We start from the raw sequence: 26,330 nt of genomic DNA, 5'->3' as shown, positions 1-26,330 counted from the left end.
CTTTACCTCTTAAGTCTGTTTGAATGACAGGTTTCGCAGGCGCTGTAGTATCTGTTGCTTTTATCGGATCAGAAGGTAACGAAGTATTTGGCGTTTCAGCTTTATCTGTCGCTTTCGCAGTTACATTACCTTCTGGTATTGGTTTTGTCGGTGTAATCACGACATTACCTTGGTCATTCGCCGTACCTTCTCCAATCTTATTACCATCTTTATCGAATAATTCAACTTTAGATTTTGGTTCAGCTTGAACCGTAACTGGTTCTTTTGTACCAGCTTTACCTCTTAAGTCTGTTTGAATGACAGGTTTCGCAGGCGCTGTAGTATCTGTTGCTTTTATCGGATCAGAAGGTAACGAAGTATTTGGTGTTTCAGCTGTATCTGTTGCCTTCGCTGTTACATTACCTTACGGTATTGGTTTTGTCGGTGTAATCACGACATTACCTTGGTCATTCGCCGTACCTTCTCCAATCTTATTACCATCTTTATCGAATAGTTCCACTTTAGATTTCGGTTCAGCTTGAACCGTAACTGGTTCTTTTGTACCAGCTTTACCTCTTAAGTCAGTTTGAATCACAGGTTTCGCAGGCGCTGTATTATCAGTTGCTTTCTTTGGATTAGAAGCTTCAGAAGTATTAGGTGTTTCAGCTGTATCTGTCGCTTTCGCTGTCACATTACCTTCTGGTATTGGTTTCGTCGGTGTAATCACGACATTACCTTGATCATCAGCCGTACCTTCCCCAATCTTATTACCTTTGTTATCAAATAATTCAACTTTAGAATTAGGCTCGGCATTAACAGTAATTGGTTCTTTCTTAGTAGCTTTACCTGTTAAATCTGTTTCGATAACAGGTTTCGCAGGCGGTGTAGAGTCGATTACTTTATAAATGAATTCTTTAGTTACACTATTACCACTTGGATCTCTATAAGTAACCGTCACAGTGCTTCTACCTTCAGCAGTTGGCGTACCTGTAATTTGTTTTGTTTGGTTATCAAACGTTAAACCTGCCGGTAAGCCCGTTACGCTTGTTGGATTAATTTCGCCACTATTATCTGTCGCGTTTGGAAGTGTGAATGCTTGAATTGGTGCACCTTTTTCACTTCTCTTTTCTTGAATATCTGGTGCTGTTGGACGCATTGTGTCATTTACTGCCACCACTACAGCGACATCATCATGGCTACCATCTGGATAAGTTACACGAACAGTCGCATTTTTATCACCAGTCGTTGTTGTATCAACAGGTGTTGTGTACGCATAACGTGTACCACTCGGTAAACCAGCTGTATTAATCGATTGTTCAGCGTTAGGTGTTGCTTTTAACTCAACTGTTTGTTTTTTACCAGTTGGGTTAAGTCTTTCTGCGTCTGTACGTCTATTTGTCGCTACCTTCGGTTCAGAAGGATTAGAAGTATTTGGACGAACAGCTGTATCTGTCGCTGTAGCACTGATTTCACCTGCCGGTATCGCACGTGTAGGTGTGATTGTCACATTACCTTGCGCGTTCGCTTTGCCTTCTCCGATTAATACTTTATTATTGTTTGTGCCAGTATAAATTCGTACTGTTGAACTCTAGAGTTAGGCTCTGCAGTTACACTAATCGGTGTCGTTGTACCAGCTTTTTCTGTTAAATCCGTTTGAATAACAGGTTTAGGTGGTGCTGTTGTATCTACTACCTCGTATTGAAAAGCTTTAGTAATACTATTACCACTTGGGTCTCTATAAGTAACTATAACTTTATTGTTACCTTCAGCAGTTGGCGTACCTGTAATTTGTCTAGTTTGACTATTGTACGTTAAACCTGTCGGTAAGCCAGTTACGCTTGTTGGATCAATATCACCACTATTATCTGCCGCTTTTGGAAGTGTAATTGGTCCGATTGCTACACCTTTCTCGCTTCTTTGATAGTTAAGATTTGGACCGACTGGAGGTGTATTATCCTCAACTTCTACAACAACTGGTACGTCATCATGACTACCATCTGGGTAAGTTACACGAACCGTCGCATTTTTATCACCAGTCGTTCTTGTATCTACTGCTGCTGTATACTCGTAGCGGGTACCAGTAGGCAAGCCAGTTGTATTGATAGACTGTTCAGCGTTTGGTGTACCCTTTAACTCAACTGTTTGATTTTTACCAGTTGGGTTAAATCTTTCTGCGTCTGTAAGTCTTGTCGCTACCTTCGGAGTAGAAGGTAAAGAAGTATTTGGACGAACAGCTGTATCTGTCGCTGTAGCCGTGATTTCACCTGCAGGTATCGCACTCGTAGGTGTAATTGTCACATTACCTTTTCAGCTTTTGTTACTTCATTTTCTTTCTCTTTTTCTGTTACTTCAAGTTTAGTAGCATCTACATTATTTTCAGATGCAAAAGCATGGTTTGTTGGAGAGCTTAGGAATATGAGAGTCCCGACCAATATCGAGCACGCTCCAACAGTATACTTTCTAATACTAAACTTCTGTAATCGCCGTTGCTTATCCATCAGTAAACTCCTTTATATTTTTATTTTTGGAGAGCAACTTAACTCATAAGGCGATTCATTTTTACTATTCAGTTTTGATATTAATCACAAGATGTACATTTTATTTAATTGAATCATTAATATGAGTCAAGTGCACAATCATTTTATGCAAATTCAATTATTTAATCATAGAATAAAAAATTATTTCAAGTTCCGTCCAATAAGAAATGGAACTAATTGTAATTTGCACCAAATTAGTATACCACCTTATTTTTGTATGTAAATACTATTTTTATAAAAATCTATGTTTTATTTATTTAAATTCACAAAAATGTAAAAAACTTTTGTTTTGAAAATGTAATTTTATTTTTGTTGGAGACTAATTATAAATCTTTGTTTTGTTTGAAGTATGACCGGTGTTCGTGTAAGTTTAAAATATTGAACATTTAAATTGAAAGAGTTGAATATCATGCCACAAATATATTTTGATGCTGCTACTAAAGGTAATCCTGGAGAAAGTACTTGTGCTTCTGTCATCATTATTGATAATGAAAGATATCACTTTACGGAGTACATCGGATCATTAGATAACCATAGTGCTGAATGGGTAGCTTTTATAAAGTCTTTAGAGAAAGCTCATGAATTAGATGTAAAGACAGCATTAGTGTATACAGATTCTAAGTTGATCGAAGATAGTTTAAATAAGAGATTTACTAAAAACGCTTTGTTTAAACCGTATTTTGAAGCTTTTAAAAAATTAGAAACAAAATTTGATTTAGTATTCGTAAAATGGATTCCACGTGCTAAGAATAAGGAAGCGAACCAACTTGCTCAAACTGCTTTAAGAAAGCATTTGAAAAAATCTAAATAAATTAAAAAACGAGTCTGGGACATGAGTAAATGTCTCAGACTCGTTTTTTACATTGATCGTATTAGTTGTTATTAAGGTAATTTCTAAATCATAATTTACTTTGGATTTACGGCTTAGTTAATCCAACAAAGCGTGGTTTAGTTGGATTTTCTACCTCATTAATCCAATAAAACGTGGTCTATTTGGATTATCGCCTTAGTTAATCCAATAAAATGTGGTTTAGTTGGATTTTCTACCTTATTAATCCAATAAAAAGCATCTATTTGGATTATCGCCTTAGTTAATCCAATAAAACGTGGTCTAGTTGGATTTTCTACCTCATTAATCCAATAAAAAGCATCTAGTTGGATTATCGCCTTAGTTAATCCAATAAAACGTGGTCTAGTTGGATTTTCTACCTCATTAATCCAATAAAAAGGCTCTAGTTGGATTATTGCCATAGTTAATCCAATAAAACGTGGTCTAGTTGGATTTTCTACCTCATTAATCCAATATCAACACTTGATTCTTTATTAATCCCACCCCGGCAAGGATGACTAGGATTGGAAAAAGCTTGATATAAGCGCTTTTTCAATCCAGTCAGCTACTGCCATTATAATTAAAGAGGCTGAGACATGTATTTATGTCCCAGCCTCGTCTGTCATTATGAAAAATTACTCATCAAGTATTTACTTGAAACGAATAATTCATGTTCATTACAAATAGTAATTGAATTTTCTATATGATGATTGTATTCCATTTTTGCCAATAATTCTTCTGTTTCAAGTGGTACATTTGTATGAATTGCTGCTAAACGTTTAGACATTTCTAAGTCAGCTTGATAAGTTGTAATTTTATTTTGTTGGCCTGGTGTTAATGTTTCTAGATTAGCCATAACATTTTCTACGGATTGATGTTCTTGTATTAATTTAATAGCAGTTTTCTCGCCTATTCCTTTAACACCTGGATAACCATCTGCTGTATCACCCATAAATGCTTTTACATCTACTAATTGCCATGGCTCTAAACCGTATTCTTCTCTAAATCTGGTTAAATCATATTTATTATATAGGTTAAATCCTTTTTTAGTTAACCATACATGTACATCAGTATCTATACATTGTAATAAATCTCTGTCACCGCTCACGATATATGTTTCATGTCCCTTTGCTTGTGCTTTTTTACTAATAGTACCAATTACATCATCTGCTTCGTAATTAGTAATGCCTAAGTTACAGAAACCTAATTTTGAAGCTATATCTTTAGCTTTATCAAATTGAGGTACCATTTCTTCTGGTGGTGCAACACGATTTGATTTGTATGCTTCAAACATATCATTTCTAAATGTTTTTGAACCCATATCCCAACATATTGCCACATGGGTAGGTTTTATGTCGTTAACAGCTGTAAATGCGTGTCTTACAAATCCTTGAATTGCATTTGTTGGTGTACCAGCTGAATCTCTCATAAATTGTTTGTGTACACTCGTCGCATAAAAGTGTCTAAATAATAAAGCCATTCCATCTATTAATAAAATTCTATTTGCCATTTATTTCGCCTCTATATTTCTTTTAAGATTTTTTCAATTCTTTCTATTAAATCATTATTAATATTAATAGATAAGTAAGAATCGATAAGTTTATTTGTTTCTATATTGTATTCTTCAATGTATTGTTCTGCTTGTTCATCATAACCGTTTAAATTTTGTTTAATTTCATCATCAAAAGTTACTATTGGAGAATCAATTAATTCCATTGTATCATTTAGAATCCCTTTTTGAATCTCTTTAGCTTTAGATGTTTTTAATAGATCTTTTTTAGATATTGTTCGAACAGTTTTATCAGCTAAATCATTTAAATGGATACTGATTGCATGAACTGAAACTTTATTTTCAAATTCGTGCTTGAATTTAGAAATTAAAATTGATGCTTCATTTAATTCTACTATTGTAGGTGTTAATAATTCATCAAAAGTTTTATTATAAAAATTCTTCAGTCTTTCAGTAATTAATGAACTTTCCAAACTTAACTTTTTGTTAATATCATCTATATATTGTTTCGTGCTCGTTTGTAATGAAGTTTTGAAATCATTTGTAACGGTTGAAGTATTAAAATGTTTTTTCACGATATCATTTAACTGAATCATGAGTCTGTCTTTTAGATAATATAGTTGGTCATCTATTTCTTTATCTAATTGATGATGTGACTTCACGACAATTTGATTGTTAAAGTTTGTTTGATTTTTATATTTAAGTAAAGTATCTTTTCTTTTTTCGAATTGATCTTTATCTTGTCTATACGTAGTAACCATTTGTTCTAGTTCATTTTCTAATTGATTAATTCTAGATTCTACTTGTGACTGTAGAACTTGTTTACTTTCAACTTTTACAAAATGATCAAGCGCGTTCATAAATTTTGTGAAGTATTCGTCATATCCTTTAATAGCATTTTTACTTGAGACTGGGTAACACTCAGGTTTAATATTTAATGCATCTAAAGATGATTCTACATATGAAATAACAGCTTCTTTATCTTCTTCGGATTCAGCTAAGTCAATCGCGTTTATTACGAATTTTAAACCTTGAGATTGCTGCAAATTATTCATGTCGCGCATATATGATAGAAATTCTCCATCTTTATCTGTAAATGCATGATTATAGTAGCTGACATAAATGATAAGGTCACTAGATGCAATGATTTGTTCAGTTTCTCTTGTATGACGTTGGTTGTTTGAGTTCAAACCTGGAGAGTCTATTATAACTTTATCTTTTAACCAATCCTCTTCTAATCTTAAATGAATTTTATGAACAAATGCAGCGTGTGTATCATTAGCTGTTAATTTTTCAAGTTCTTCTAGTTCAAATTGTACAGGTTTATTATTATTTAAGGCTTCTACGTATTCATAAAAGTTTGTTTCTATCGCCTCAAAAAATGCTAAGTGATTACTTGATAAGGATGGATGACTTTTAATATTCTTGTCTTTAATAAATGATTCTATCGATTCATATGATTGATTAGCGAATTCCGTAATATGATTTATTTCTTCTAATAACTGATCATATGTCTTAAACAACACTTCTTGTGTATTACCATAGCTAATTTCTGTAATACTAGCTGTAGTTGGATTTGGTGAACTTAATAGTATTGGTCGTTTTAAGATAGCATTGATTAAACTACTTTTACCAGCACTAAATGTACCGAAAACAGCAATTTTTGTTATGTTTTCATCCATTCGCTCTATTTGATTTTTAATATTTGTTACTTCACTTTGATATATCGGTAAATCAGATAAAGTTTGAACTTTTTCTTTCAATAATGCCATGTTACTTTCTTTGTGTTCAATTATGTTCTCAGATGTCTTTTTAACTTTTGCTTCGTTGTTGTTAATGTTTAAGTCTTCTATTTTTACATATGTACGATCAATCAATTTATCTATAGATTCATCTAAGTGTATATAATAATGCTGGAAATTATTTGTTACGAGCGAAGTTAATAATTCGTTATATTCTATATATTCTTCATATAAGCTTAGTTGATCCGTATTTTCATTTGAATTAACTTTTACTTCGCTATTTTGAACGATTTCTTCTATTATACTATTCGTTTCATTTCGAATTTGTCTTGTGATGATATCCGTAATACCTTTTGTATATATTAAGACATAGTCATTAGTAATGTTCGGTTGTTCTTGTACATGTTCAGCTAAAGCTTCTTTAGAAATTGTATATTTTTGATTAATTATTTTTTCAAACAGATTTGAGTCATTAATATATTTATTTAAATTTTCTAATGACTTAATCCATACTTTAGTTATTTCATCATGAATTTTTAAATCTAATTGTTCTTTAACTAAATCTAATTTTTCATTTTGTATGGCTTCTTTTTTCTTTTCTTTATTAAATAAGCCTTTAACCTTATATTCCTTCGCTGTTGTTTCTAAATATTTTCTAATTGTTTCTCTCATTTCATAAGGCATTAAATAAGCATTATCTAATATTTCTTTTCTCGTGTCTTTTAAGTTTTGTCTGAATTCATCTTTATTTTGTATAAGTGAATGCTCATTTTGTACGTTGTACTTTTCTTTGTAAGCTTTGTAATCTTCATCAAAAGTTTCTTCAGTAGAATCGATTTCAGATAGAATGTCTTCCATATTATTCTTAATATATTCTAGTTGATCGTTTTTAATATAATTTGTCACGCGTTCAATAAAATGTTGATGTTCTGTTCTATTTTTATCTAATTCGTGAATAAAATGATTAAACTTTTCTTTCTCGTTATATTTAGTTTCAAATTTAGAAACATAAAATACTTCTTCTACGTTTAAATTCCAATCTTTTAGTGCTTTATTCACACGATTTTTATAAATTTCAAATGAAATTTCTTCATCATCATGTTTGTCAATTTGATTTACGACTAGAATGACTGGTATATCAAGTTTGTTTAATGACTTTATAAAGTTAAAATTCATGTCTGATTGAACATGATTATAATCGACAGTATAAAATACGTAATTTGATGTTAATAAATATTGAAAAGCACTTTCTCTATGATTATCACTCATTGAGTCTACGCCCGGTGTATCTTGGAAAGTAAATCCTCTATTAAATTTATCAGACGTAAATTCAATTTCTATCGACTCTACTTCCCTATCCTCAGTATTTAACTTCTTTACGTCTTCTTGTTCTTGTACGACTGTATATTGATTATCATTTAAATTTACCGAAATGCTATTTTGATTAGATGATATTAATTGTGCAGTGTTACTTGTCGTCGGTACTGGTGAACTCGGTAAAATATTCTGTCCAATGACATTGTTTATTAATGTTGATTTACCTGCAGAAAAGTGGCCGACAAAACTTACAGTATATTGTTTGTTATAAACTTTTTTTATCATTTCATTAATTTGCTTAATCAATGAAATGTTCGAAGATTTTTCGATTTCTTTTTTCAATTTATATAATAAGTCTAATGATTCTTGATTGCTTTTCATTATTAATCCCCTTTAAATAAGCGCAAATAATTTTGATAATGTGATTTAAATCACATATTTTTCTCAATCTCTACTCTATTATAAGTAATGAAGAGAATATAAGAAAGGATGAATCATATGACAAGGCAAAATAATAAAACGATTAAAGAAGCTGAACACCATTCACATGACGATTTAGACTTAAGTGGAACATTGTATTCAGTTTTTACAATAGGAGGTATTTTTGCAGTATTATGGGTAATTTGTTTCATTTTATATCTTGTAAGAATTTAAGGGGGATTTACGTGCATAAGTATGAAAAAATCTGGCTGACAACTGGAATCAGTTCCTTAGTTCTATTTTTAGCGATATTAATCATTACGGCGTTACATAACGGACACACGCCAGCAGCATCAGGTAGAGAATACATTAACCCTGATAGAGTTGATGAAATTGAACCATTTAATAAACCAGGTTTGCACAAAGTTAGCGGGAAAGACTATGACTATGAACTTGTATTCGTAGCTTCAGCATTTAGCTATCAACCAGCAAAGGTTGAAATACCGAAAGGATCTAAAGTAAAAATCATTGCTACAAGCAAAGATACGTTACATGGCTTTAGTTTACCAGGTACGAACGTAAATATGATGTTAGAACCTGGACACATAAGTCAGTATGAAAAAAAGTTTGACGAAAAACGTGAATACCTCATTTTATGTAATGAATATTGTGGTATTGGACATGCCGATATGAAGTCGATGATAAAGGTTGTGGATAAGAAATGATAGAACGTTTAAGCAAAAAAGATAGTAAACTTGTTATGGCACATATGTACGTAGCAATTTGTTGTTTAATCCTAGGGGGACTCGCAGGTTTACTACAAACTTTTGTTAGATCAGGTTTATTACAACTACCTAAATCAATTTCATACTATCAAATACTTACTGTACACGGTATTGTATTAGCGTTAGTATTAACGACTTTCTTTATTATTGGATTCCAATATTCAGCAGTAGCGAAGACGGCAGGAAATCTGTCACCACTACAAAGAAAGTTAGGTTGGATTGGATTTTGGGTAATGGTTGTAGGTACAGCAATGGCTGCAACTATGGTCCTTTTAAATAAGGCAACTGTTTTATATACATTTTATGTACCTTTGAAAGCACACGTTATATTCTATGTTGGAATGGCTTTAGTCGTAGTTGGTAGTTGGATTTCTGTAAGTGGACAAATTTTAAAATATGCAGAATTTAAGAAAAAGAATCCTGGTAAGAAATCACCATTATTAAGTTATATGGTTACGATTAACGATGTAATGTGGATTGTCTGCTCTTTAGGGGTAGCATCAACAGTTCTTTTCCAACTTATACCTTGGTCTTTAGGTTTAGTTGAAAGAGTCGACGTCTCATTAAGTAGAACACTCTTTTGGTATTTTGGACATGCACTTGTTTACTTTTGGCTTTTGCCTGCTTATATGTGTTGGTATGCTATTGTTCCAAAAATTATTGGTGCAAAAATTATTGGTGCAAAAGCTTTCTCGGACAATTTAGCTAGAATGTCATTCATGCTATTCTTATTCTTCAGTATTCCAGTTGGGATTCATCATCAATTAGTTGAACCAGGTATTGATGATATATGGAAATACTTCCAAGTTATTTTAACATTCATGGTTGTCGTACCATCATTTATGACAGCGTTTAGCCTTTTTGCAACTTTTGAAAATTATGGGCGTTCATTAGGATATAAAGGTTTATTCGGTTGGTTTAAATCTCTACCATGGAATGATGCAAGATTTGTATTACCGTTTTTAGGAATGCTAGCGTTTATACCAGGTGGTGCTGGTGGTTTAGTAAACGCTTCGGCACAAATGAATGGATTAATTCATAATACAATTTGGGTTACTGGACACTTCCATTTAACAGTTGCTTCAGCAGTAATACTAACGTTCTTTGGTATGATGTATTGGTTAATACCACATTGTACAGGTAGAAAATTAACTAAGTTTACAAATAAATTAGCGATTATTCAAGGTTATACATGGGCAATTGGGATGACGGTTATGAGTGGCGCAATGCATTATATCGGTTTAGTTAAAGGGGCACCTAGAAGATCTGCATTTTCAACATACGGTGGATCTAAACAAGCAGCTGAATGGGTTCCATATCAAATACTGCAAGCAGTTGGCGGAACGATACTATTTATATCAATTATCTTAGTAGTAATGGTATTTATACATTTAGTTTTCCTTTCACCTAAAGGAGACGAAGAATACCCAGTAGCTGAAGCTTTAGATCAAGACGCACCAGTTATTAAATTCGCAGAGAATTGGAGATTCTTAATCATTGTTACAGTATTATTAATCTTAATCGCTTATACCTTCCCTATCGGACAAATGTTTACCGACCCACCACCAGGAGCTAAAGGAATGGGAGAAGGCAAGCTTTGGTAATTTTATAATTAGAACAGGAGTGGGACAGTTATGATGTTCTTTCCTGGCAACAAAATAAAACATAACATCTCATTTATAACTGAGTAAATCAGTGAAATGAGATGTTATTTTAAGTTAAGGTGCATGTTCCATACTATTTTTGTAAGGGGAGAAAAATGAACGAACGAGATTATAAATTATATATTCAGTCTTTAGAAGGAAGAGTTATACTCAATAACGACCATCGTAAAGATTTATTATTTATGCAATCAGGAAATGATGGTGAAAAATATTTCAAAGCATTATTAGATGCAACTGGCAATGTATGTTATTTTAGAAATTTAGAAATAGGAAATAATAATCATACACAAATAGATTTTCTAGTAATTTATCAAAATAAATTAATCATATTTGAAATAAAAAACTTTAGCGGGGAATGGTATTTTGAAGAAAATTTTATGAAAAGTAAATTAGGTGCACAAATTCAATCCCCTTTTATACAAATGAAAAAAATTGAGCACGAATTAAGATATTTATGTAATAAGCTTGATATTAATGTAAATATTGAATCATATGTCGTATTTACAAACTCCTGCTTTATTTTAACGAACCATTTACAATTACCTTATCACAATTTTATACTACCCCATCAGTTAAATAGCCTATCTAAAATTATTCCCATAAAAAGTCCTAATAATGATTTTTTGATTTTAAATAAAATTAAACAATACGAAAAAACACATTCGAAATATTATCAACGAGAAAACTTTATCGAATTTAATACCATTGAAAAAGGAATAAGGTGTCCAGTCTGTAAAAAATTAAACACTATCATTGTTAAAGATTTACAAAAATATAATTATTGTACTTATTGTGAGACGGATGTATTAAATAAAGAAATTTTGATAAATAATTTAAGAGAATTATATTGTCTAAAAAGAGCTCCATTTACAATTAAAGAAGCTATAGATTGGTGCAGTCCATTCAAAGAGAGAACAGTTAGAAGAATTTGTACTAAGTATTTTTTTCCAGAACAAAAAAGAAATATAAAATTTAGCTATAATATGAACCATGAATTTCATAAAGATAACAACTAGTATAAATTTTGGGTAGTATCATATTGGCTAACGAGCTTGTTTAATGGGACTTGCACGTTAGCCAGTGATTTTACAATATGTTGTTGACACGTTTGATGAGAAAAGACAATAAGGGTACTGTTATTGACACGTTTGATGAGAAGTGTCAATAACTACCCCACCTACTACAAAAAATAGACAAATCAGCACGCATCTTCGCGTTTGATTTGTCTATGACAATAAGGTTTATTTTCTTTTACCCCAATATTGATAATAAGTACATTCAATATAACCGTTAAAGAGTTTTCTTCGTTTTGTTGCTTTACGACCTATTAAATGTTCGAATTCTTTATAGCTTGTTAACATATAAAGTGAAACTTGATTGTTTTTATTTATAATTTCGCCTAAATGTTTATACATAGCTTCTACTTCGTTTCGCTCACCTATACGCTCTCCATATGGAGGGTTACCAATTATAGATACTGGACCTTCTGGTACTGAAACATCGTGAACGTCTTGTACTTTAAATTTGATAACGTCTCCTAAACCTACTTCATCAGCGTTTGCTTTAGCTATTTCTACCATTTTAGGATCTATATCACTTGCCACAAGATTAATTTCTTTATCATAGTCAGCAGCTTCATCAGCTTCTTGTCTTAATTGTTCAAATAAACCTTCTGGTATAATATCCCATTCTTCACTTGCAAAGCTTCGATTAAATCCTGGTGCTATATTTTGAGCGATTAAACAAGCTTCTATAGCAATTGTTCCAGAACCACAGAACGGATCGATAAATGGTGTTTCACCTTTCCAATTCGTTAAGCGAACAAGTGCTGCTGCTAATGTTTCTTTCATTGGTGCTTCACCTTGTGCTAATCTATAGCCTCTTTTATGCAATCCTGAACCAGAAGTATCAATAGTAAGGAATGCTTCATCTTTCAACATTGAAACTTCTACTTGATACTTACTACCTGTTTCATCAATCCAACCTTTTATGTTATATACATGTTTAAGTCTTTCAACAATTGCTTTTTTAACAATTGCTTGGCAGTCAGAAACACTGAAGAGTTTAGATTTTACACTTTTACCTTGAACAGGGAACATACCTTTAGCTCCGATAACACTTTCCCATGGTAATGATTTTGTCTTTTCAAAAAGTTCATCAAAAGTGGTAGCATGAAAGCGTCCGACTACGATTTTGACTCTGTCAGCTGTTCGTAACCATAAGTTTGCTTTCACTATTGCAGTTTCGTCACCTTCAAATAATACGCGACCGTTTTCTACTGTTGTTTCATAGCCAAGTTCTTGAACTTCTTTAGCAACAATTGATTCTAATCCCATTGGACTAGTAGCGAGTAATTGATACATGTATATACTCCTTTATATTAAATTTAATATTATTTCCAAATAAAAAGCTCTCCTGCGTGGGAGAGCGACACTAGTAAGTGATAAATCTGTAAGCCATGTTCTGTCCTTTAGTACTTCAAACGTGTACTAGTTACACTCGTACGCCAGTGATAATCATCTGTCTGTATGTTTAACATACCTTCTTATTCCGTTCATTTCCGTCAAAGAAGTGCTCCTACCAATTTTGGATTGCTCACTCGAGGGGTTTACCGCGTTCCACCTTCTACATTTCTGTAGAAGCTACGTCACTGTGGCACTTTCAAACTACACTAACCATATTTAAAATAAACTTAGGTTATTTCGTTGCCGTCAATTATTGCCCTGGCTTATTGTTTCACCAAGCACGAACACTACATTCATCTCAGAATGTGTGAGCATGGACTTTCCTCTACTTTACGTAGCGATTACCCGAAATATCACTCAAAGAAGAATTATATCATAAAATATGATTAATAACTATCTTTTATTCACCAAATACAGCTTTTTCAAGATTTGAAATTCTCTTTAAAATATCGACGTTATTAGAGCTGTATTGTTGAGAGCCTTGTGGTCTACCTGAGGCAACTCTAATCCTTAATTGTTCGATTTCTTTATTTAATTTACTATTTTCTTCAGTTAATTTAATGACTTCATTATTTAAGTCTGCCATTTTTTGATAATCAGAAATAATGTCATCTAAAAATGCATCGACTTCTTCAGTCTTGAAACCTCTTAGACCTCTTTCAAATTCTTTCTCGTAAATATCTTTAGCAGATAACTTCAAAGTTACATCAGCCATTTTTACACCTCATTTAATAAGATTCATTTCCATTATTATAATTAAATTCCATAAAATCCTGTAAATCCATGAATGTTATAACATTATAAGTATAATTTGTCTTTTCCGCAAAATCAACTAACTTAGTCTTAAAGTACTTTGGTGAAGCTTCTTGTTCGTCGTCATAAAATAAAATGGTCTTGTCAGTATTATCTAAAATGAAATCATTAGCTTGTTGAAATTGAAACGCGCCTTGATATTCACTTTGATGTATAGCGTTGACATAGTCAGCATTCATGACGATGTTTTGATACTTTTGCTGGTTTGTTTCATTCCATTTATTAAAATGATTTAGAAAAGGAGTCAAAACTGCGAGCTTTAAATCTGGGTATTTATTTTTTAAATCAATCGTAACTTCAGCGGACCATAATTCAAAACCAAGCTGTCCTGAAATAATAACCCATTCAAGCCCCTCTTCTATTTCATTTTCTATCAATTCTTTAATATAAGCTTTAATGACTTTTACTTCTGGTTGGTCATCTTTAAAAATATTTAACTCAAAAGGCTTATACCCTGTAAAATAAATAGAACTCATGACAAATCACCTAAATGTGTTTGTATATATTTTAAATCATGTTGAACAGCTTTATGTTTTTCTAGAAATAGTTTTTTACTTGTACGTTTATAATGGCATTCTACTGATAATTCTTTATAGTTATCTATTAATAATTCGAACTTTTGTACATTCATATATTGTAATTGTAATATTGTATTTTTATGTTGTATAAATTGTTCTAGACATTCATCTACATATTCAACAAAAGGTACAACATCTTTATAGAAATCATATTCATGATCATTTTTAGCGTTACTAAAAATTTCTTGCATTTCAGTAAGTTTATTTAAAAGTGTTTCAATCATTTTTATCCCTACTATCAATCAGTTTGTAATTTATAATACCTCACGATAAAATGATAACATAACTAGGTATGTTCTAGAATATATATGTTTCATAAAAAACTTTTGTAACTTATAATGAAATAAGGTATAATATGTAGAGTTTTTATGAAGTAAAGTTAGGTGATGTATTTGAATTATCCAAATGGTAAAAAAGTTTCAAAAAATACTTCTAAAGTCTCACGGCAAACCCAGACAAATTATAGTAAAATACAATATGGTAAACGTGGGATGAATTTAGAAGAGGAAATTGATAAATCTAATCAATTTTATAGATTAGAAGAAATCGCAGTTATTCATAAAAAACCGACACCAGTGCAAATTGTTGATGTAGATTATCCGAAGAGACAAAAAGCTGTTATTAAGGAAGCTTATTTTAGAAAGCCTTCTACTACAGATTATAATGGTATTTACCAAGGATATTATATTGACTTTGAAGCCAAAGAAACTAAAAACAAAACGAGTTTCCCTTTAAATAACATTCATGATCATCAAGTTTCTCACATGAACCAAATTTTAAAACAAAAAGGCATATGTTTTTTATTGATAAAATTCAGCTACCATGATAGCGTATTTTTATTGCCTTTTAGGAAATTCATGGTATATTGGGACAGATATAAATCAGGAGGCAAAAAATCAATCACTAAACAAGAAATCGAAAGAGATGGTTATTTAATTCCTTACCAATATAGACCTAGAATAGACTACATAAAAATAGTTGATCAATTGATAAAAATAGAAAGTGAGGCGCTCAAATGAGTAAATCAAAAGCTTCTAATAGTAAAAATAACAAAGAACAACCTAAGAAGAAGAGGAATATCAAAAGAACTATAATCAAGGTGTTTGGTATCCTTGTTCTAGCATTTTTGGCAATGGTCATAGTAGGTGTTCTATTATTTGCATACTATGCTTGGAAAGCTCCTGCTTTCAATGAAAGTGCTTTGAAAGACCAATTACCAACTAAGATTTACGATAAGAACGACAACCTCGTAACAACCTTATACATGGGACAAAAACGTGAACACGTAAAATTTGATGATGTTCCTGACAAAATGAAAGATGCAGTATTAGCAACAGAAGATAATCGATTTTATGAACATGGTGCTTTAGACTACAAACGTTTATCTGGAGCTGTTATGAAAAACTTTACGGGCGGATTTGGCTCACAAGGTGCTTCAACATTAACACAACAAGTTGTTAAACGCTCATTCTTAACAGATAAGAAATCAGTAGAGAGAAAAGCACAAGAAGCTTATCTTTCATACAGATTAGAACAAGAATACTCTAAAGATGAAATCTTTGAAATGTATTTAAATAAAATCTACTATTCAGATGGTATTTACGGTTCTCAAACAGCTGCTAAATATTATTTTGATAAGAAGCTAAAAGATCTTAATTTAGCCGAAACTGCTTATTTAGCTGGTTTACCTCAAGTACCTAACCAATATAATATATATGATAATCCTGAAGGTGCTGAAAAGCGTAAAGATACTGTACTCTACTTAATGGAAAGACATGGTAGAATTTCTAAGAAAGAAATGAAAGAAGCACAAGATACACCAATAGATAAAAACTTAATCAAACGTACTGTAGAAGAAAGAAACGATGCAATGACTGAAACACCAGACAATGAATATGCATCATATGTTAACTACGTTAAACAAGAACTTAAAGAAAACAAAGCATTCAAGAAACAGTCATTAAACGATATTATGACAAGCGGACTTAAGATTTACACAAATATGGACAAAGGTGTACAAAAAACATTACAAGATTCAATCGACAATGGTACATTCTATAAAAACGATGACCAAATTGCTGGTTCTTCAATAGTAGATACGAAGACTGGTAAACTTGTAGGTATTAGTGGTGGTAAGAATTATAAAGATGTTGTAGATAGAAACCAAGCAACAGATGCCCACCCTACTGGTTCATCATTAAAACCATTACTTGCTTATGGTCCAGCTATTGAAAATATGCAGTATGCTACAAACCATAAGTTCCAAGATGAAAATGAATATAATATTAACGGTAGCATATTTAAGAACTATGATGGTAAAGGACATGGCTCAGTAACAATGGCTGATGCACTTGCAAGATCTTATAACATACCAGCATTAAAAGCTTGGCAAGAAACAAACCAAAACGCTGGTGAGAAAGCTGTTAGAGACTTCGCATCTAAAGTAAACTTAAATTATAAAGATACAATCGGTCCATCAGAAGTACTTGGTGGTTCACAATCTGAATTCTCCACTACTCAATTAGCATCAGCATTTGCTTCTATGGGTAACGGCGGAACATACAACGAAGCTAAATCAATAAGAAAAGTTGTAACACAAGATGATGAAACAATTAAGTTCTCTAAAGAAAGCCATAAAGCTATGGAAGATTACACTGCTTATATGTTAACTGAAATGCTTAAAGGAACATTCGATCCTTATGGTTCAGCTTACGGAATGGGTATTAGCGGACTTAACGTAGCTGCTAAGACAGGTACAGGTACTTATGGTGACGAAGTTTACACTGAATATAACTTACCTGAAAATGCAGCTAAAGACGTTTGGATTACTGGTTATACACCACAGTACACAATGTCAGTATGGATGGGCTTCACTAAAGTTAAAGAATACGGTGAAAACTCATTCTTAGGACATGACGAACAAGTAAAACCACAAACGTTATTCAAAGATGTAATGAGTCAAATTTCAAGTTACGATGGCACTGACTTTGAAAAACCAGATTCAGTATCAGGTAGCGGCAAGAGCTTAAGTGTTGCTGGTAATGAGGATAATCAAACAACAACTAGTTCATCACCAGACACTGGCAACGAACAAGAAAACAATGACAGTTACAATTTCTCAAACAACAATAACAACGTAAATACAAATGAACCACAAACAACACAAAGAAACTCAACACAGAATTCAACACAATCTAATACATCTCCACAACAAGCACGTAATGAAGATGTAACAACGGAACAACCTACAACTGAAGAATCCTCTGACTCCGACTCTGATGGTGATGAAGATGATTCCTCAAGTGATAGTTCCACTAATAGCTCATCCAGCTCTAGTTCAGCAGAACAAGCTGCAGAACAAGCAAAAGATGAAAATTAAAGAAAAATGGTAGCTCATATGAGCTACCATTTTTTTGTATGATACAAAATAGTGTTGTTTAGGGCGCAGTTGTTGTCATTTCTTAGAAAACGTGACAATAATAAATGTAAAATCACCTGCTAACGTGCAAGTCCATTCAAACAAGCTCTTTAGCCCCCATAAATATAAATTCCTCGTCCAATAAAAAAGTCTTTTCATTAGAATAATTTATCTAATGAAAAGACCTTTTATTTTTGTGAGTTTCGTTTTCTTTTTAGTTGCAATTGATATCTCGCATTCATCTTAATCAATTCATCTTTAAGTGTCACCATTTGTCTATATCCCATAAAGTGATAGATTCGCTGATTAATATATTGATATCTTTCTGAAAAGTTCATAGGTACTACTGGATATTGTTCTATATTACCTATATCAAACTCTTCTATTTCATTGATTTGTTTAAAATAGTCCATAATTAGTTTGTAATATTGATCTAGAAGTTGACGTGCTATATCAGTTTTTAATTGCTTTTGCTTTACTAACGGTTCTATTTGTTCTTCTAGTTCTAGAAAGTCGTTTTTATCTATCATGCGCCATCAACCTTTACTAATCCTGCTCTTAATCGTTTTTGCCCTTCTCTACAATCATCTAATAAAGGACATACTTCACATTTTGGTTTACGACTTACACAATGGTATCTTCCGAAGAATATAAGTTGATGATGACTTTTCGTCCAACGTTCTCTAGGGATAATGCTACATAGTCTATCTTCTACTTGTCGAACATTATCTTTAATTCTACATATTCCTAATCGTTTTGAAACACGTTCTACATGTGTATCCACTGCTAGTGATGGTTCTCCAAAAGCAACACTCATGACTACGTTAGCTGTTTTTCTACCTACTCCAGCTAATGATTCTAGTTCTTTATGTGTTTGTGGAACGATACCATCATAGTTATCTAATAATGATTGGCATAATTTCTGTATGTTTTTAGCTTTATTGCGGTATAAACCTATCGATCTAATATCATCTTGTAATTCTTCTAAACTTACATTTAAATAATCTTCAGGTGTTTTGTACTTTTCAAATAAAGATTTTGTAACTTTATTGACTAAGACGTCTGTACATTGGGCAGATAGTAATACTGCAATTGTAAGTTCGAAAGGATTATCATGTCTAAGTTCGCATTCAGCATCAGGAAACATCCCGTCAATTACATCAACCATTTCTAATGCTTTCTTTTTACTTATCATAAGGATTCTCCCCATTCACCCAATCAAAAGTTGGGATTAAATTAACATTATGTTTTACTTTTTTACTTTGATTAAATTTTTCACTTTCTTGTTTAGAAGAAGAAACTGTTGTGATATTTTTCTTTTTCCAATTTAATAAAATTCTATCTATATATTTAAAACTCAATTTTTCTAAACTGTGTGCTTCGTTTAGAGCGCTCATAATCAGCTCGTTAGAATGTTTGTCACTATCAATCCAGTGATTGAGTGTTTGTACTTCTAGAGGTGTTAAAGGTCTACCAAAAGTAGATTCAAATTCTTGGAACAAATTTTTGAATTGAATATTCAATTTTTCATTTTCATTTTCTTGAGTACTTTCGTTTAAAACTAAAGCAAGTTGTTCATACAATGGTTCGAATGATATAAACTCATTATATTTATGCTGTTCGTCTTTTTCGATTTTAATATCTATACATTTCAGCAAAGATAATTGGTTAACTATGTGACTAACTTCTTGTATAGATAAACTCGTTCCTTGTTGAACTTCTTCTAAAGGTGGTTGTAGACCACTGTTATTTTCTTTATCCAATAGTTTAATTAAAATAACAAATTGTTTTTCATTTAAACCTAAATCTGCGTAATGATTAAATAAAGATCTTTGTATTACAACCGGTTTTTCTTTTAACATTTGGCTCGTGTACATGTTTATTTCACCTACTTTGTAATAGAAGAGTCTGAGACATAAATAAATGTCCCAGACTCATTCATTATATTAGCCATAACTGACAGGATTGATAATACGCTCATATCAAGCTTTTCAAATCTAGTTATCCTGTCGAGGTGGGGTTTAAATGAGATTTCTGTCCCACTTCCTATGGATATAAGCGATTTAATAATCTTGGGAATGGTGATGTTTCTCTTACATGTTCTACGCCACTTAACCAAGCTACTGTTCTTTCAAGGCCTAATCCAAAACCACTATGAGGAACACTACCGTATTTTCTTAAGTCAGTGTAGTATTCGTAAGCTTCTGGATCAAGACCGTATTCTTTAATACGTTGATTTAATAATTCTAAATCATTAATTCTTTCTGAACCACCAATAATCTCACCATATCCCTCGGGTGCAATTAAGTCAGCACATAATACTGTATCAGGGTTTTCTGGATTTGGTTCCATATAGAATGGTTTAATTTTAGTTGGGTAGTTCACGATGAATACTGGTTTATCGTAGTGGTTAGCGATAGCCGTTTCATGTGGCGCTCCAAAGTCGTCTCCCCATTCAATATCAGTAAAGCCTTCCTCAATTAAGAACTCAACTGCTTCGTCGTAAGTAATACGAGGGAAAGGAGTTGTAACTTGTTCTAATTTAGAAGTATCTCTTTCTAATAGTTCTAATTCTAATTGACAGTTTTTAAGTACAGATTTAATTATATGATGTACATAGTTTTCTTGTACTTCTAAACTTTGATCGTGGTTCATGAAAGCCACTTCGCCTTCAATCATCCAGAATTCAATTAGATGACGTCTAGTTTTTGATTTTTCTGCTCTGAAAGTTGGTCCGAAACTGAATACTCTTCCGTGCGCCATTGCAGCAGCTTCTAAGTATAACTGGCCACTTTGTGATAAGAATGCATCTTCATCAAAGTATTTAGTATGGAATAACTCACTCGTACCTTCTGGTGCAGTTCCCGTTAATATAGGTGGATCTATTTTTGTAAATCCATTGTCATTAAAGAATTCATATGTCGCACGAATAATTTCGTTTCTAATTTTCATAACAGCATGTTGACGTTTAGAACGTAACCATAAATGTCTGTGGTCCATCAAGAATTCTGTACCATGATTTTTTGGTGTGATTGGATAATCATGTGATTCTGAAATAACTTCAATATCACTTACTTGTATTTCATATCCAAATTTAGAACGGTCATCTTCTGTAATTGTTCCTGTGATATATACAGATGACTCTTGGTTTATAGATTTTGCAGTTTGGAATACTTCTTCCGAAACTTCAGCTTTAACTACAACACCTTGCATAAAGCCTGTCCCGTCTCTTAATTGTAAAAACGCTATTTTACCACTTGATCGCTTGTTAGCAATCCAAGCACCGATTGTCACTTCTTGATTGACATAATCTTTAGCTTGTTTAATCGTTATGTTCATTATTATTTCTCCTATTCAAATAAATTACCTATTGTTATTTTATCAAATAATACATGGAACTGCTATCTGTTTGAATATTTTCTTAGCTTATCTGTAAATTTATCTATGTCGCCTTCTATAACAGGTATTTCTCCTAAAGCATTAATGAAAAATTTACTATAAGTACTATCTAAAATTCTTCTGTCAAAGCACACAAGTAAGCCTTGATCATGTTTGTTACGAATTAATCTGCCAATACCTTGTCTGAATTTTGTTACTGCATCAGGCAAAACAAAATCTTTAAAAGGATTTTCAAATTCATCTTTCATCAGATGATATCTTGGGTCGTCTTGATGTATAAACGGTAATTTTGTCATCATGACACATTTTATTCCGGCAGATTGATAATCGAAGCCTTCAAAGAATGACAAAGTACCTAACAATATCGTTTTATCAAACTGATTAAATTGTTGTACTAATTTATAGACGTGCGAATGTTGTTGCTGCATTAAAATGACATAATCACTAAACATTTCTAGTTCTTCCATATATCGATAAGCTTGATATAACATTGAATAATTGGTAAATAAAACTAAACATTTTTGATTGGTTTCAGTTACAAAAGCTGATAAATAATGCACGATTGTTTCAATGTATTCATCTTGGTCTTGGTATTGATATTGTGGCATGTTTTCTGGAACGAAACATGATGCTTGATTTTTTAAATCGTATATATCATTTAGGAAATAGCTTTTAAATGCTATATCATCTGGAAACATTGATTTAAACGAGTTAAATGATTCATTAACTGTTAAAGTCCCTGAAATAAATATATTACTATTAAACTGTTCTATGAATACTTCATTTAATAAATCTTTCACTTCTTCTTTTTTTACAAATAAAGAAAGTGTTGATTTCTGGGATAATTTTTTTATAGAAACAAACGGCACTTGCCCTGCTTTTATCATATTATAAATTTTAGTATATTGATGATAAATATAAATAAGCTCTTTTCTAAATGCTTTTATATGAGCATGTGTATAAGATTTGAATCTTGATAATATTTGATTTATTGTACTAATTTGCTTCTTGAAAATTTCGGAAATCTCATCAATTTCTAAATCATAAAAGTAATGGATTTGATTGTCATATTGTTGCTGATTATGATGTTTTTCGTTAATTTGATCCATTAAATTATCAAATAAATTTTCATTTTGTTCATGCAATAAATCTATATCTCGTTTTAGTTGATAAATATCAATCGGTTCAATTGGATATTGTTCTATAACTCTTCTGTTTTCTAACTTATCCAACCTCTTAAATAATTTCTCTTGTTCATTTTTACCTAATAAACCAAGGTGATATTTAATGTGTTGATAGCTTAATACATCAGTTACTTGATTTAAAGCGTAGTCTTGTATTCTGTGCGCTTCATCTACAATTATGTGTTTAAATAATAGGTATACAGTGTCTTCTGTACTATGTTGAAGTAAGTGTGCATGATTAGTTATCCCTATTTCTACATGATTCGCACTTTCCTTAACAAATTGATAGTAATGTATATCATTTTTAAAAGGTACATAAGTAGTTCTTTTTTGTTCGAAAAATACTTTTTGTCCACCTTTTAAGTGCAATTGTTCGATGTCTCCAGTTTCAGTTTCAAGTATCCATACTAAAAGCTGCATTTTAAGAATTGTAGCTTCATAATTGTCAGTGTCATCTTGTAAAATATTCAAAATTAAACCTAAAGATATATAATGATCTTTACTTTTAATAATCATAGCTTTCAAATCAAGATTGAGCACATCTAATACTTTGTTAAATTCTTGTTCTAATAGTTGATTTTGTAATAATTTAGTATGTGTCGAAACGAGAATATGTTCGCCAGTTTCTAAATAATATAATAAAGATGCAAGAACGAAACTCATAGATTTGCCACTACCTAGAGGCGCTTCAATCAACGCATTTTCATTATGCAGTAACGAATCAAATAACTGTTGAACAAGTTGATATTGTTCTTTACGATAATCAAATCCGAACTTTTCTAAAATTCTTTCATACGCTTCATCAATAGAAATCGTATCTTTACTACTAGATTTCTTTATAGGTTTTTGCTTTAAATAATATATATTTTGATATTTTTTAATATTATGCAGTGATTCTTCTTTACCTTGAGAAGTTCTTACGATTTCGAAAAGCACGTCACTTAAGTTATATTTTAAAGATTTCGATAAATAATATAATTGTTTAATTGTGTCTATCGGTAATGATTCTATTTTTTTAATAGCTTTAATAAATAATAAGGCTGTTGCTTTCGCATCTTCATCTGCACTATGTGCTTGATTTAAATCTACTTCTAAAGATTGGCTTAATTCACTTAATTGATAACTTTCTTCTTGTGGGAAAGCAATTTTAAATAACTCCATCGTGTCTATCGCTAATTTTGGTTCAAATTCAATTTGATGTTTTTCAAAGTGAGATTTTAAGAAATTTAAATCAAATAAAACATTATGCGCAACAAATACACAATCTTTTAGCTGTGCGTAAAGGGATTTGCTAACTTCTTCAAAATAAGGTGCTTCAAATAAGTCTTGTTCTGTTATGTTTGTTAAAGCTTGTATAAAAGATGGGATTTCTAAATCTGTTTTTACATATGTATGATATGTATCCACGACTTTGAAACCTTCTACAAAAGTTATACCAATTTGTATAATCTCGTCATATTGTATTTGATTACCAGTTGTTTCTAAATCTACAACCGCGTATCTTTGTGCCATATTATCTCTCCTATATTTCGATATCTGCACTCATAAATTGATAAAGTTCACCATCTTGAGATATCACTGTTAAAAAGCCATTATCTTGAATATCAATTGCTCGCCCTTTTATTCTTTTCTTGCCTTCAGTATATGTCAGCTCACGATTCCAAATCATACTTTTACTTTTATATACCTCTTTTATATCGGTAAATTCCCCATTTAAAAATTGTTCATATTTATCTTCGATGGAAAGTAATAAGTTCTCTAAAAATTGATATGGCTCAATATGACTTTCTTTTTTAATATGTAAACTTGTTGCACGATCCTGCTTTGCCTTTTTAAAATCTTCTTCGGTTTGATTTAAATTTAAACCTATTCCACATATAATTGCATTTACGCCATCAGTATCAGCTATCATTTCTGTTAAAAATCCACATGCTTTTTTTTCATTGATATATATATCATTCGGCCATTTGATTTTACTTGGCAACTGGTAATGCTCTTCGATAACTTCTTGAATTGCTAGACTAATAAATAAATTAAATGTCGACATTTTTTGAATTGGTATGTCTGGTCGTAATACGACTGACATCCATAATCCTTTGCCTTTTAATGATGACCATGGTCGATTGAAACGACCTCTTCCTTTCGTCTGCTCATCGCTCAATACTATGAAAGAACCATCATCTTTATTGAGTATCGACTTAGCTAAGATTTGAGTAGAATCAACTTGTGGTTCTACATATGCTTTATTTAATATTTTGTTATTTTGAATATCTATATTAACAATATCTTCTTGCCAGTTATCAGGAAGTTGATTGAGCTTATAACCTTTATTAGATATAGATTCAATTTCATATCCGTCATTACGTAATTGATCCATCACTTTTTTTACCGTTACTCTTGAACAGTCTAAAGCTTCAGCTATATGTTGACCAGATAAATATTCATTTTGTTTGTATAAATAACGAATTATTTCATGCTTATATTTCGACATGTTCTCTCATCCATTCTATTAATTCATACCGTTTATTGTTCACTTTATTTAATACCACAGCCTCTTCCAGCTGGTTTAAAGCATGTTTAATCCACGGTCCACCAGTTTTATTAAATTCGGTCATTAATATTTGGCCATTAATATTTAATTCCGATTTATTGTATATAGGTAGTTTACCATATATTTCATCTATTAATATGTTATTCATAATAACTGGTTGATATTCAATATTTAAAATTTCATGATATTCTTTAATAAGATTTAAAATATTTTTGACTTGAACATCTCCATATTTATAAACGATTAAAGTTAATTGTTGTTTGCTAATATTCTTTTTGGAAAATGATTTAAGTAACTCTACATAAGCTATGATTTGTTTTCGTTCTAAATTACTAATTTTGAGTGTATTTAGTGAAGTTGTGTCGACTTTATAAATGAAGCATAAGGCTCCAATCCATAAGTCAAAGTCTGCGTCAGTAGGCATAAAAATTTCATCATTCTTAATTTGTTCAAAAAATGGTATATGTTGAAAAATTGATAAAGAATCAATTGTTCTCTTTGATTCTTTTATATAACTGCCAGAGATAAGCTTTTTTAACTCTACTATTATGCGTTCTATTGAAATGTTACTTAATAAATGAACAGTGTCTTTCATAGCATTTTGAGTGTCTATTTCAATATCAAAACCAGTTTGTGCTTGAAAACGAATACCTCTCATTATGCGTAATGCATCTTCATTCATTCTATCTAATGGTGTACCTACAGCTTTAATAATGTGATTTTCGATATCTTCTTTGCCGTTAAAATAATCATGTATACCATAATTTTTATCCATGGCTAAAGCATTCATTGTAAAATCACGTCTAGCAACATCTTCGTATAAATCCGTTACAAATTGAACTGATGTCGGTCTACGATGATCTACATAATCTCCATCTTTTCTAAAAGTTGTAACTTCAAATTGTTGTTCATTACTTATAACCATAATCGTTCCATGTTCTTTACCGATTGGTAGTGTTTTGTCAAAAATAGACTCTACTTCATCTGGTAAGGCACTCGTCGTTATATCAACATCTGAAATTGCTTTATTCATTAAAAAATCACGTACAGATCCTCCAACAAAAAAAGCTTTATGGCCATAATTCTCAAGTTGTTCGATTATCCATTTAGACTGTTCGAAAATTTTTGTGTCATTCATA

The 26,330-nt window shown here is 31.6% G+C and carries 25 protein-coding genes and 1 other RNA gene; 7 read left to right on the top strand and 19 right to left on the bottom strand.

The window, feature by feature from the left end; all coding sequences use genetic code 11:
- The 4 genes from LQ682_RS14285 to LQ682_RS11890 form a co-directional block, all read right to left on the bottom strand.
- The coding region (locus LQ682_RS14285) for an Ig-like domain-containing protein (RefSeq protein WP_481817271.1) at positions 1–298 on the bottom strand (298 nt) is incomplete at its 3' end.
- Between the two features lie 105 nt (positions 299–403).
- Entirely contained in the window at positions 404–1,486 is a 1,083-nt protein-coding gene (locus tag LQ682_RS11905) for a Rib/alpha-like domain-containing protein (RefSeq protein WP_345774112.1), read from the bottom strand.
- Between the two features lie 32 nt (positions 1,487–1,518).
- Positions 1,519–2,277, bottom strand: a complete 759-nt coding sequence (locus LQ682_RS11895; protein WP_239724339.1) for a Rib/alpha-like domain-containing protein — start codon at positions 2,275–2,277, stop codon at positions 1,519–1,521.
- Entirely contained in the window at positions 2,274–2,477 is a 204-nt protein-coding gene (locus LQ682_RS11890) for a YSIRK-type signal peptide-containing protein (protein ID WP_103269590.1), read from the bottom strand. Before LQ682_RS11890 ends, LQ682_RS11895 begins: the two co-directional genes overlap by 4 nt.
- A gap of 448 nt (positions 2,478–2,925) precedes the next feature.
- On the opposite strand from LQ682_RS11890, the gene LQ682_RS11885 reads away from it, so the two are divergent.
- Positions 2,926–3,327, top strand: coding sequence for a ribonuclease HI family protein (locus LQ682_RS11885; RefSeq protein WP_064205410.1), 402 nt, complete (start codon positions 2,926–2,928; stop codon positions 3,325–3,327).
- Between the two features lie 158 nt (positions 3,328–3,485).
- Here the strand turns inward: LQ682_RS11885 and LQ682_RS11880 are convergent, their stop codons facing one another.
- From LQ682_RS11880 to LQ682_RS11870, 3 genes are all read right to left on the bottom strand, one after another.
- Positions 3,486–3,767 (bottom strand): hypothetical protein, encoded by a 282-nt coding sequence (locus LQ682_RS11880; protein ID WP_239724338.1) that lies wholly within the window; start codon positions 3,765–3,767, stop codon positions 3,486–3,488.
- 203 nt (positions 3,768–3,970) lie between these two features.
- Complete coding sequence (locus LQ682_RS11875; protein WP_103269589.1) at positions 3,971–4,855, bottom strand: 5'-3' exonuclease; 885 nt, start codon at positions 4,853–4,855, stop codon at positions 3,971–3,973.
- An 11-nt stretch (positions 4,856–4,866) separates the two neighbouring features.
- Positions 4,867–8,295, bottom strand: coding sequence for a dynamin family protein (locus tag LQ682_RS11870; protein WP_239724336.1), 3,429 nt, complete (start codon positions 8,293–8,295; stop codon positions 4,867–4,869).
- A 117-nt stretch (positions 8,296–8,412) separates the two neighbouring features.
- Here LQ682_RS11870 and LQ682_RS11865 point away from each other — a divergent pair, with 117 nt between their 5' ends.
- The 4 genes from LQ682_RS11865 (at position 8,413) to LQ682_RS11850 (ending at position 11,799) form a co-directional block, all read left to right on the top strand.
- The gene (locus tag LQ682_RS11865) at positions 8,413–8,568 is read left to right on the top strand and encodes a hypothetical protein (RefSeq protein WP_167543690.1); all 156 of its coding nucleotides are present in this window, start codon (positions 8,413–8,415) and stop codon (positions 8,566–8,568) included.
- 11 nt (positions 8,569–8,579) lie between these two features.
- Positions 8,580–9,059 carry a cytochrome c oxidase subunit II gene (locus tag LQ682_RS11860; protein WP_174700876.1) on the top strand — a complete coding sequence of 160 codons (480 nt, stop codon included), beginning with the start codon at positions 8,580–8,582 and terminating at the stop codon, positions 9,057–9,059.
- A complete protein-coding gene (locus tag LQ682_RS11855; RefSeq protein WP_103269587.1) occupies positions 9,056–10,723 on the top strand; it encodes a b(o/a)3-type cytochrome-c oxidase subunit 1 in 1,668 nt (555 codons plus the stop codon). Before LQ682_RS11860 ends, LQ682_RS11855 begins: the two co-directional genes overlap by 4 nt.
- Before the next feature lie 155 nt (positions 10,724–10,878).
- Positions 10,879–11,799, top strand: a complete 921-nt coding sequence (locus tag LQ682_RS11850) for a nuclease-related domain-containing protein (RefSeq protein WP_239724334.1) — start codon at positions 10,879–10,881, stop codon at positions 11,797–11,799.
- A gap of 225 nt (positions 11,800–12,024) precedes the next feature.
- On the opposite strand, the gene LQ682_RS11845 is transcribed toward LQ682_RS11850, so the two are convergent.
- The 5 genes from LQ682_RS11845 to LQ682_RS11825 all read right to left on the bottom strand — a co-directional run bounded on the left by LQ682_RS11845 (position 12,025) and on the right by LQ682_RS11825 (position 14,863).
- The gene (locus tag LQ682_RS11845) at positions 12,025–13,146 is read right to left on the bottom strand and encodes a THUMP domain-containing class I SAM-dependent RNA methyltransferase (RefSeq protein ID WP_017000955.1); all 1,122 of its coding nucleotides are present in this window, start codon (positions 13,144–13,146) and stop codon (positions 12,025–12,027) included.
- A gap of 84 nt (positions 13,147–13,230) precedes the next feature.
- Positions 13,231–13,601: RNase P RNA component class B (rnpB, locus tag LQ682_RS11840), an RNA gene on the bottom strand.
- Between the two features lie 47 nt (positions 13,602–13,648).
- Entirely contained in the window at positions 13,649–13,963 is a 315-nt protein-coding gene (gene gpsB / locus LQ682_RS11835; protein WP_017000954.1) for a cell division regulator GpsB, read from the bottom strand.
- Between the two features lie 13 nt (positions 13,964–13,976).
- Positions 13,977–14,537: an SLOG family protein gene (locus LQ682_RS11830; protein WP_103269585.1), complete on the bottom strand. Its 561-nt coding sequence runs from the start codon at positions 14,535–14,537 to the stop codon at positions 13,977–13,979.
- Complete coding sequence (locus LQ682_RS11825; RefSeq protein WP_239724327.1) at positions 14,534–14,863, bottom strand: DUF1798 family protein; 330 nt, start codon at positions 14,861–14,863, stop codon at positions 14,534–14,536. The genes LQ682_RS11830 and LQ682_RS11825 overlap by 4 nt, the downstream gene beginning before the upstream one ends.
- Positions 14,864–15,031: 168 nt before the next feature.
- Between LQ682_RS11825 and recU the strand changes: the two genes are divergently transcribed.
- Positions 15,032–15,658 (top strand): Holliday junction resolvase RecU, encoded by a 627-nt coding sequence (recU, locus tag LQ682_RS11820; RefSeq protein WP_017000951.1) that lies wholly within the window; start codon positions 15,032–15,034, stop codon positions 15,656–15,658.
- Positions 15,655–18,018, top strand: a complete 2,364-nt coding sequence (locus LQ682_RS11815; protein ID WP_239724325.1) for a transglycosylase domain-containing protein — start codon at positions 15,655–15,657, stop codon at positions 18,016–18,018. Before recU ends, LQ682_RS11815 begins: the two co-directional genes overlap by 4 nt.
- 227 nt (positions 18,019–18,245) lie before the next feature.
- Here LQ682_RS11815 and LQ682_RS11810 read toward each other — a convergent pair whose 3' ends face one another.
- From LQ682_RS11810 to LQ682_RS11780, 7 genes are all read right to left on the bottom strand, one after another.
- Entirely contained in the window at positions 18,246–18,587 is a 342-nt protein-coding gene (locus LQ682_RS11810) for a YpoC family protein (protein WP_103269583.1), read from the bottom strand.
- On the bottom strand, positions 18,584–19,252 hold the full coding sequence (nth, locus tag LQ682_RS11805) for an endonuclease III (RefSeq protein ID WP_016999965.1): 669 nt from the start codon (positions 19,250–19,252) through the stop codon (positions 18,584–18,586). Before nth ends, LQ682_RS11810 begins: the two co-directional genes overlap by 4 nt.
- Positions 19,242–19,934 (bottom strand): DnaD domain-containing protein, encoded by a 693-nt coding sequence (locus LQ682_RS11800; RefSeq protein WP_016999966.1) that lies wholly within the window; start codon positions 19,932–19,934, stop codon positions 19,242–19,244. Before LQ682_RS11800 ends, nth begins: the two co-directional genes overlap by 11 nt.
- A 169-nt stretch (positions 19,935–20,103) precedes the next feature.
- On the bottom strand, positions 20,104–21,396 hold the full coding sequence (gene asnS / locus LQ682_RS11795; RefSeq protein WP_016999967.1) for an asparagine--tRNA ligase: 1,293 nt from the start codon (positions 21,394–21,396) through the stop codon (positions 20,104–20,106).
- A gap of 62 nt (positions 21,397–21,458) precedes the next feature.
- Positions 21,459–24,152: a helicase C-terminal domain-containing protein gene (locus LQ682_RS11790; protein ID WP_103269581.1), complete on the bottom strand. Its 2,694-nt coding sequence runs from the start codon at positions 24,150–24,152 to the stop codon at positions 21,459–21,461.
- 10 nt (positions 24,153–24,162) lie between these two features.
- Positions 24,163–25,131: a biotin--[acetyl-CoA-carboxylase] ligase gene (locus tag LQ682_RS11785; RefSeq protein ID WP_239724323.1), complete on the bottom strand. Its 969-nt coding sequence runs from the start codon at positions 25,129–25,131 to the stop codon at positions 24,163–24,165.
- Complete coding sequence (locus LQ682_RS11780; RefSeq protein ID WP_103269580.1) at positions 25,118–26,329, bottom strand: CCA tRNA nucleotidyltransferase; 1,212 nt, start codon at positions 26,327–26,329, stop codon at positions 25,118–25,120. Before LQ682_RS11780 ends, LQ682_RS11785 begins: the two co-directional genes overlap by 14 nt.
- Position 26,330: the final 1 nt, after the last annotated feature.

The sequence above is a fragment of the Mammaliicoccus sp. A-M4 genome, assembly GCF_022386955.1.
Lineage (GTDB): Bacteria > Bacillota > Bacilli > Staphylococcales > Staphylococcaceae > Mammaliicoccus > Mammaliicoccus lentus.
This window is presented reverse-complemented; position numbering and strand designations above follow the sequence as displayed.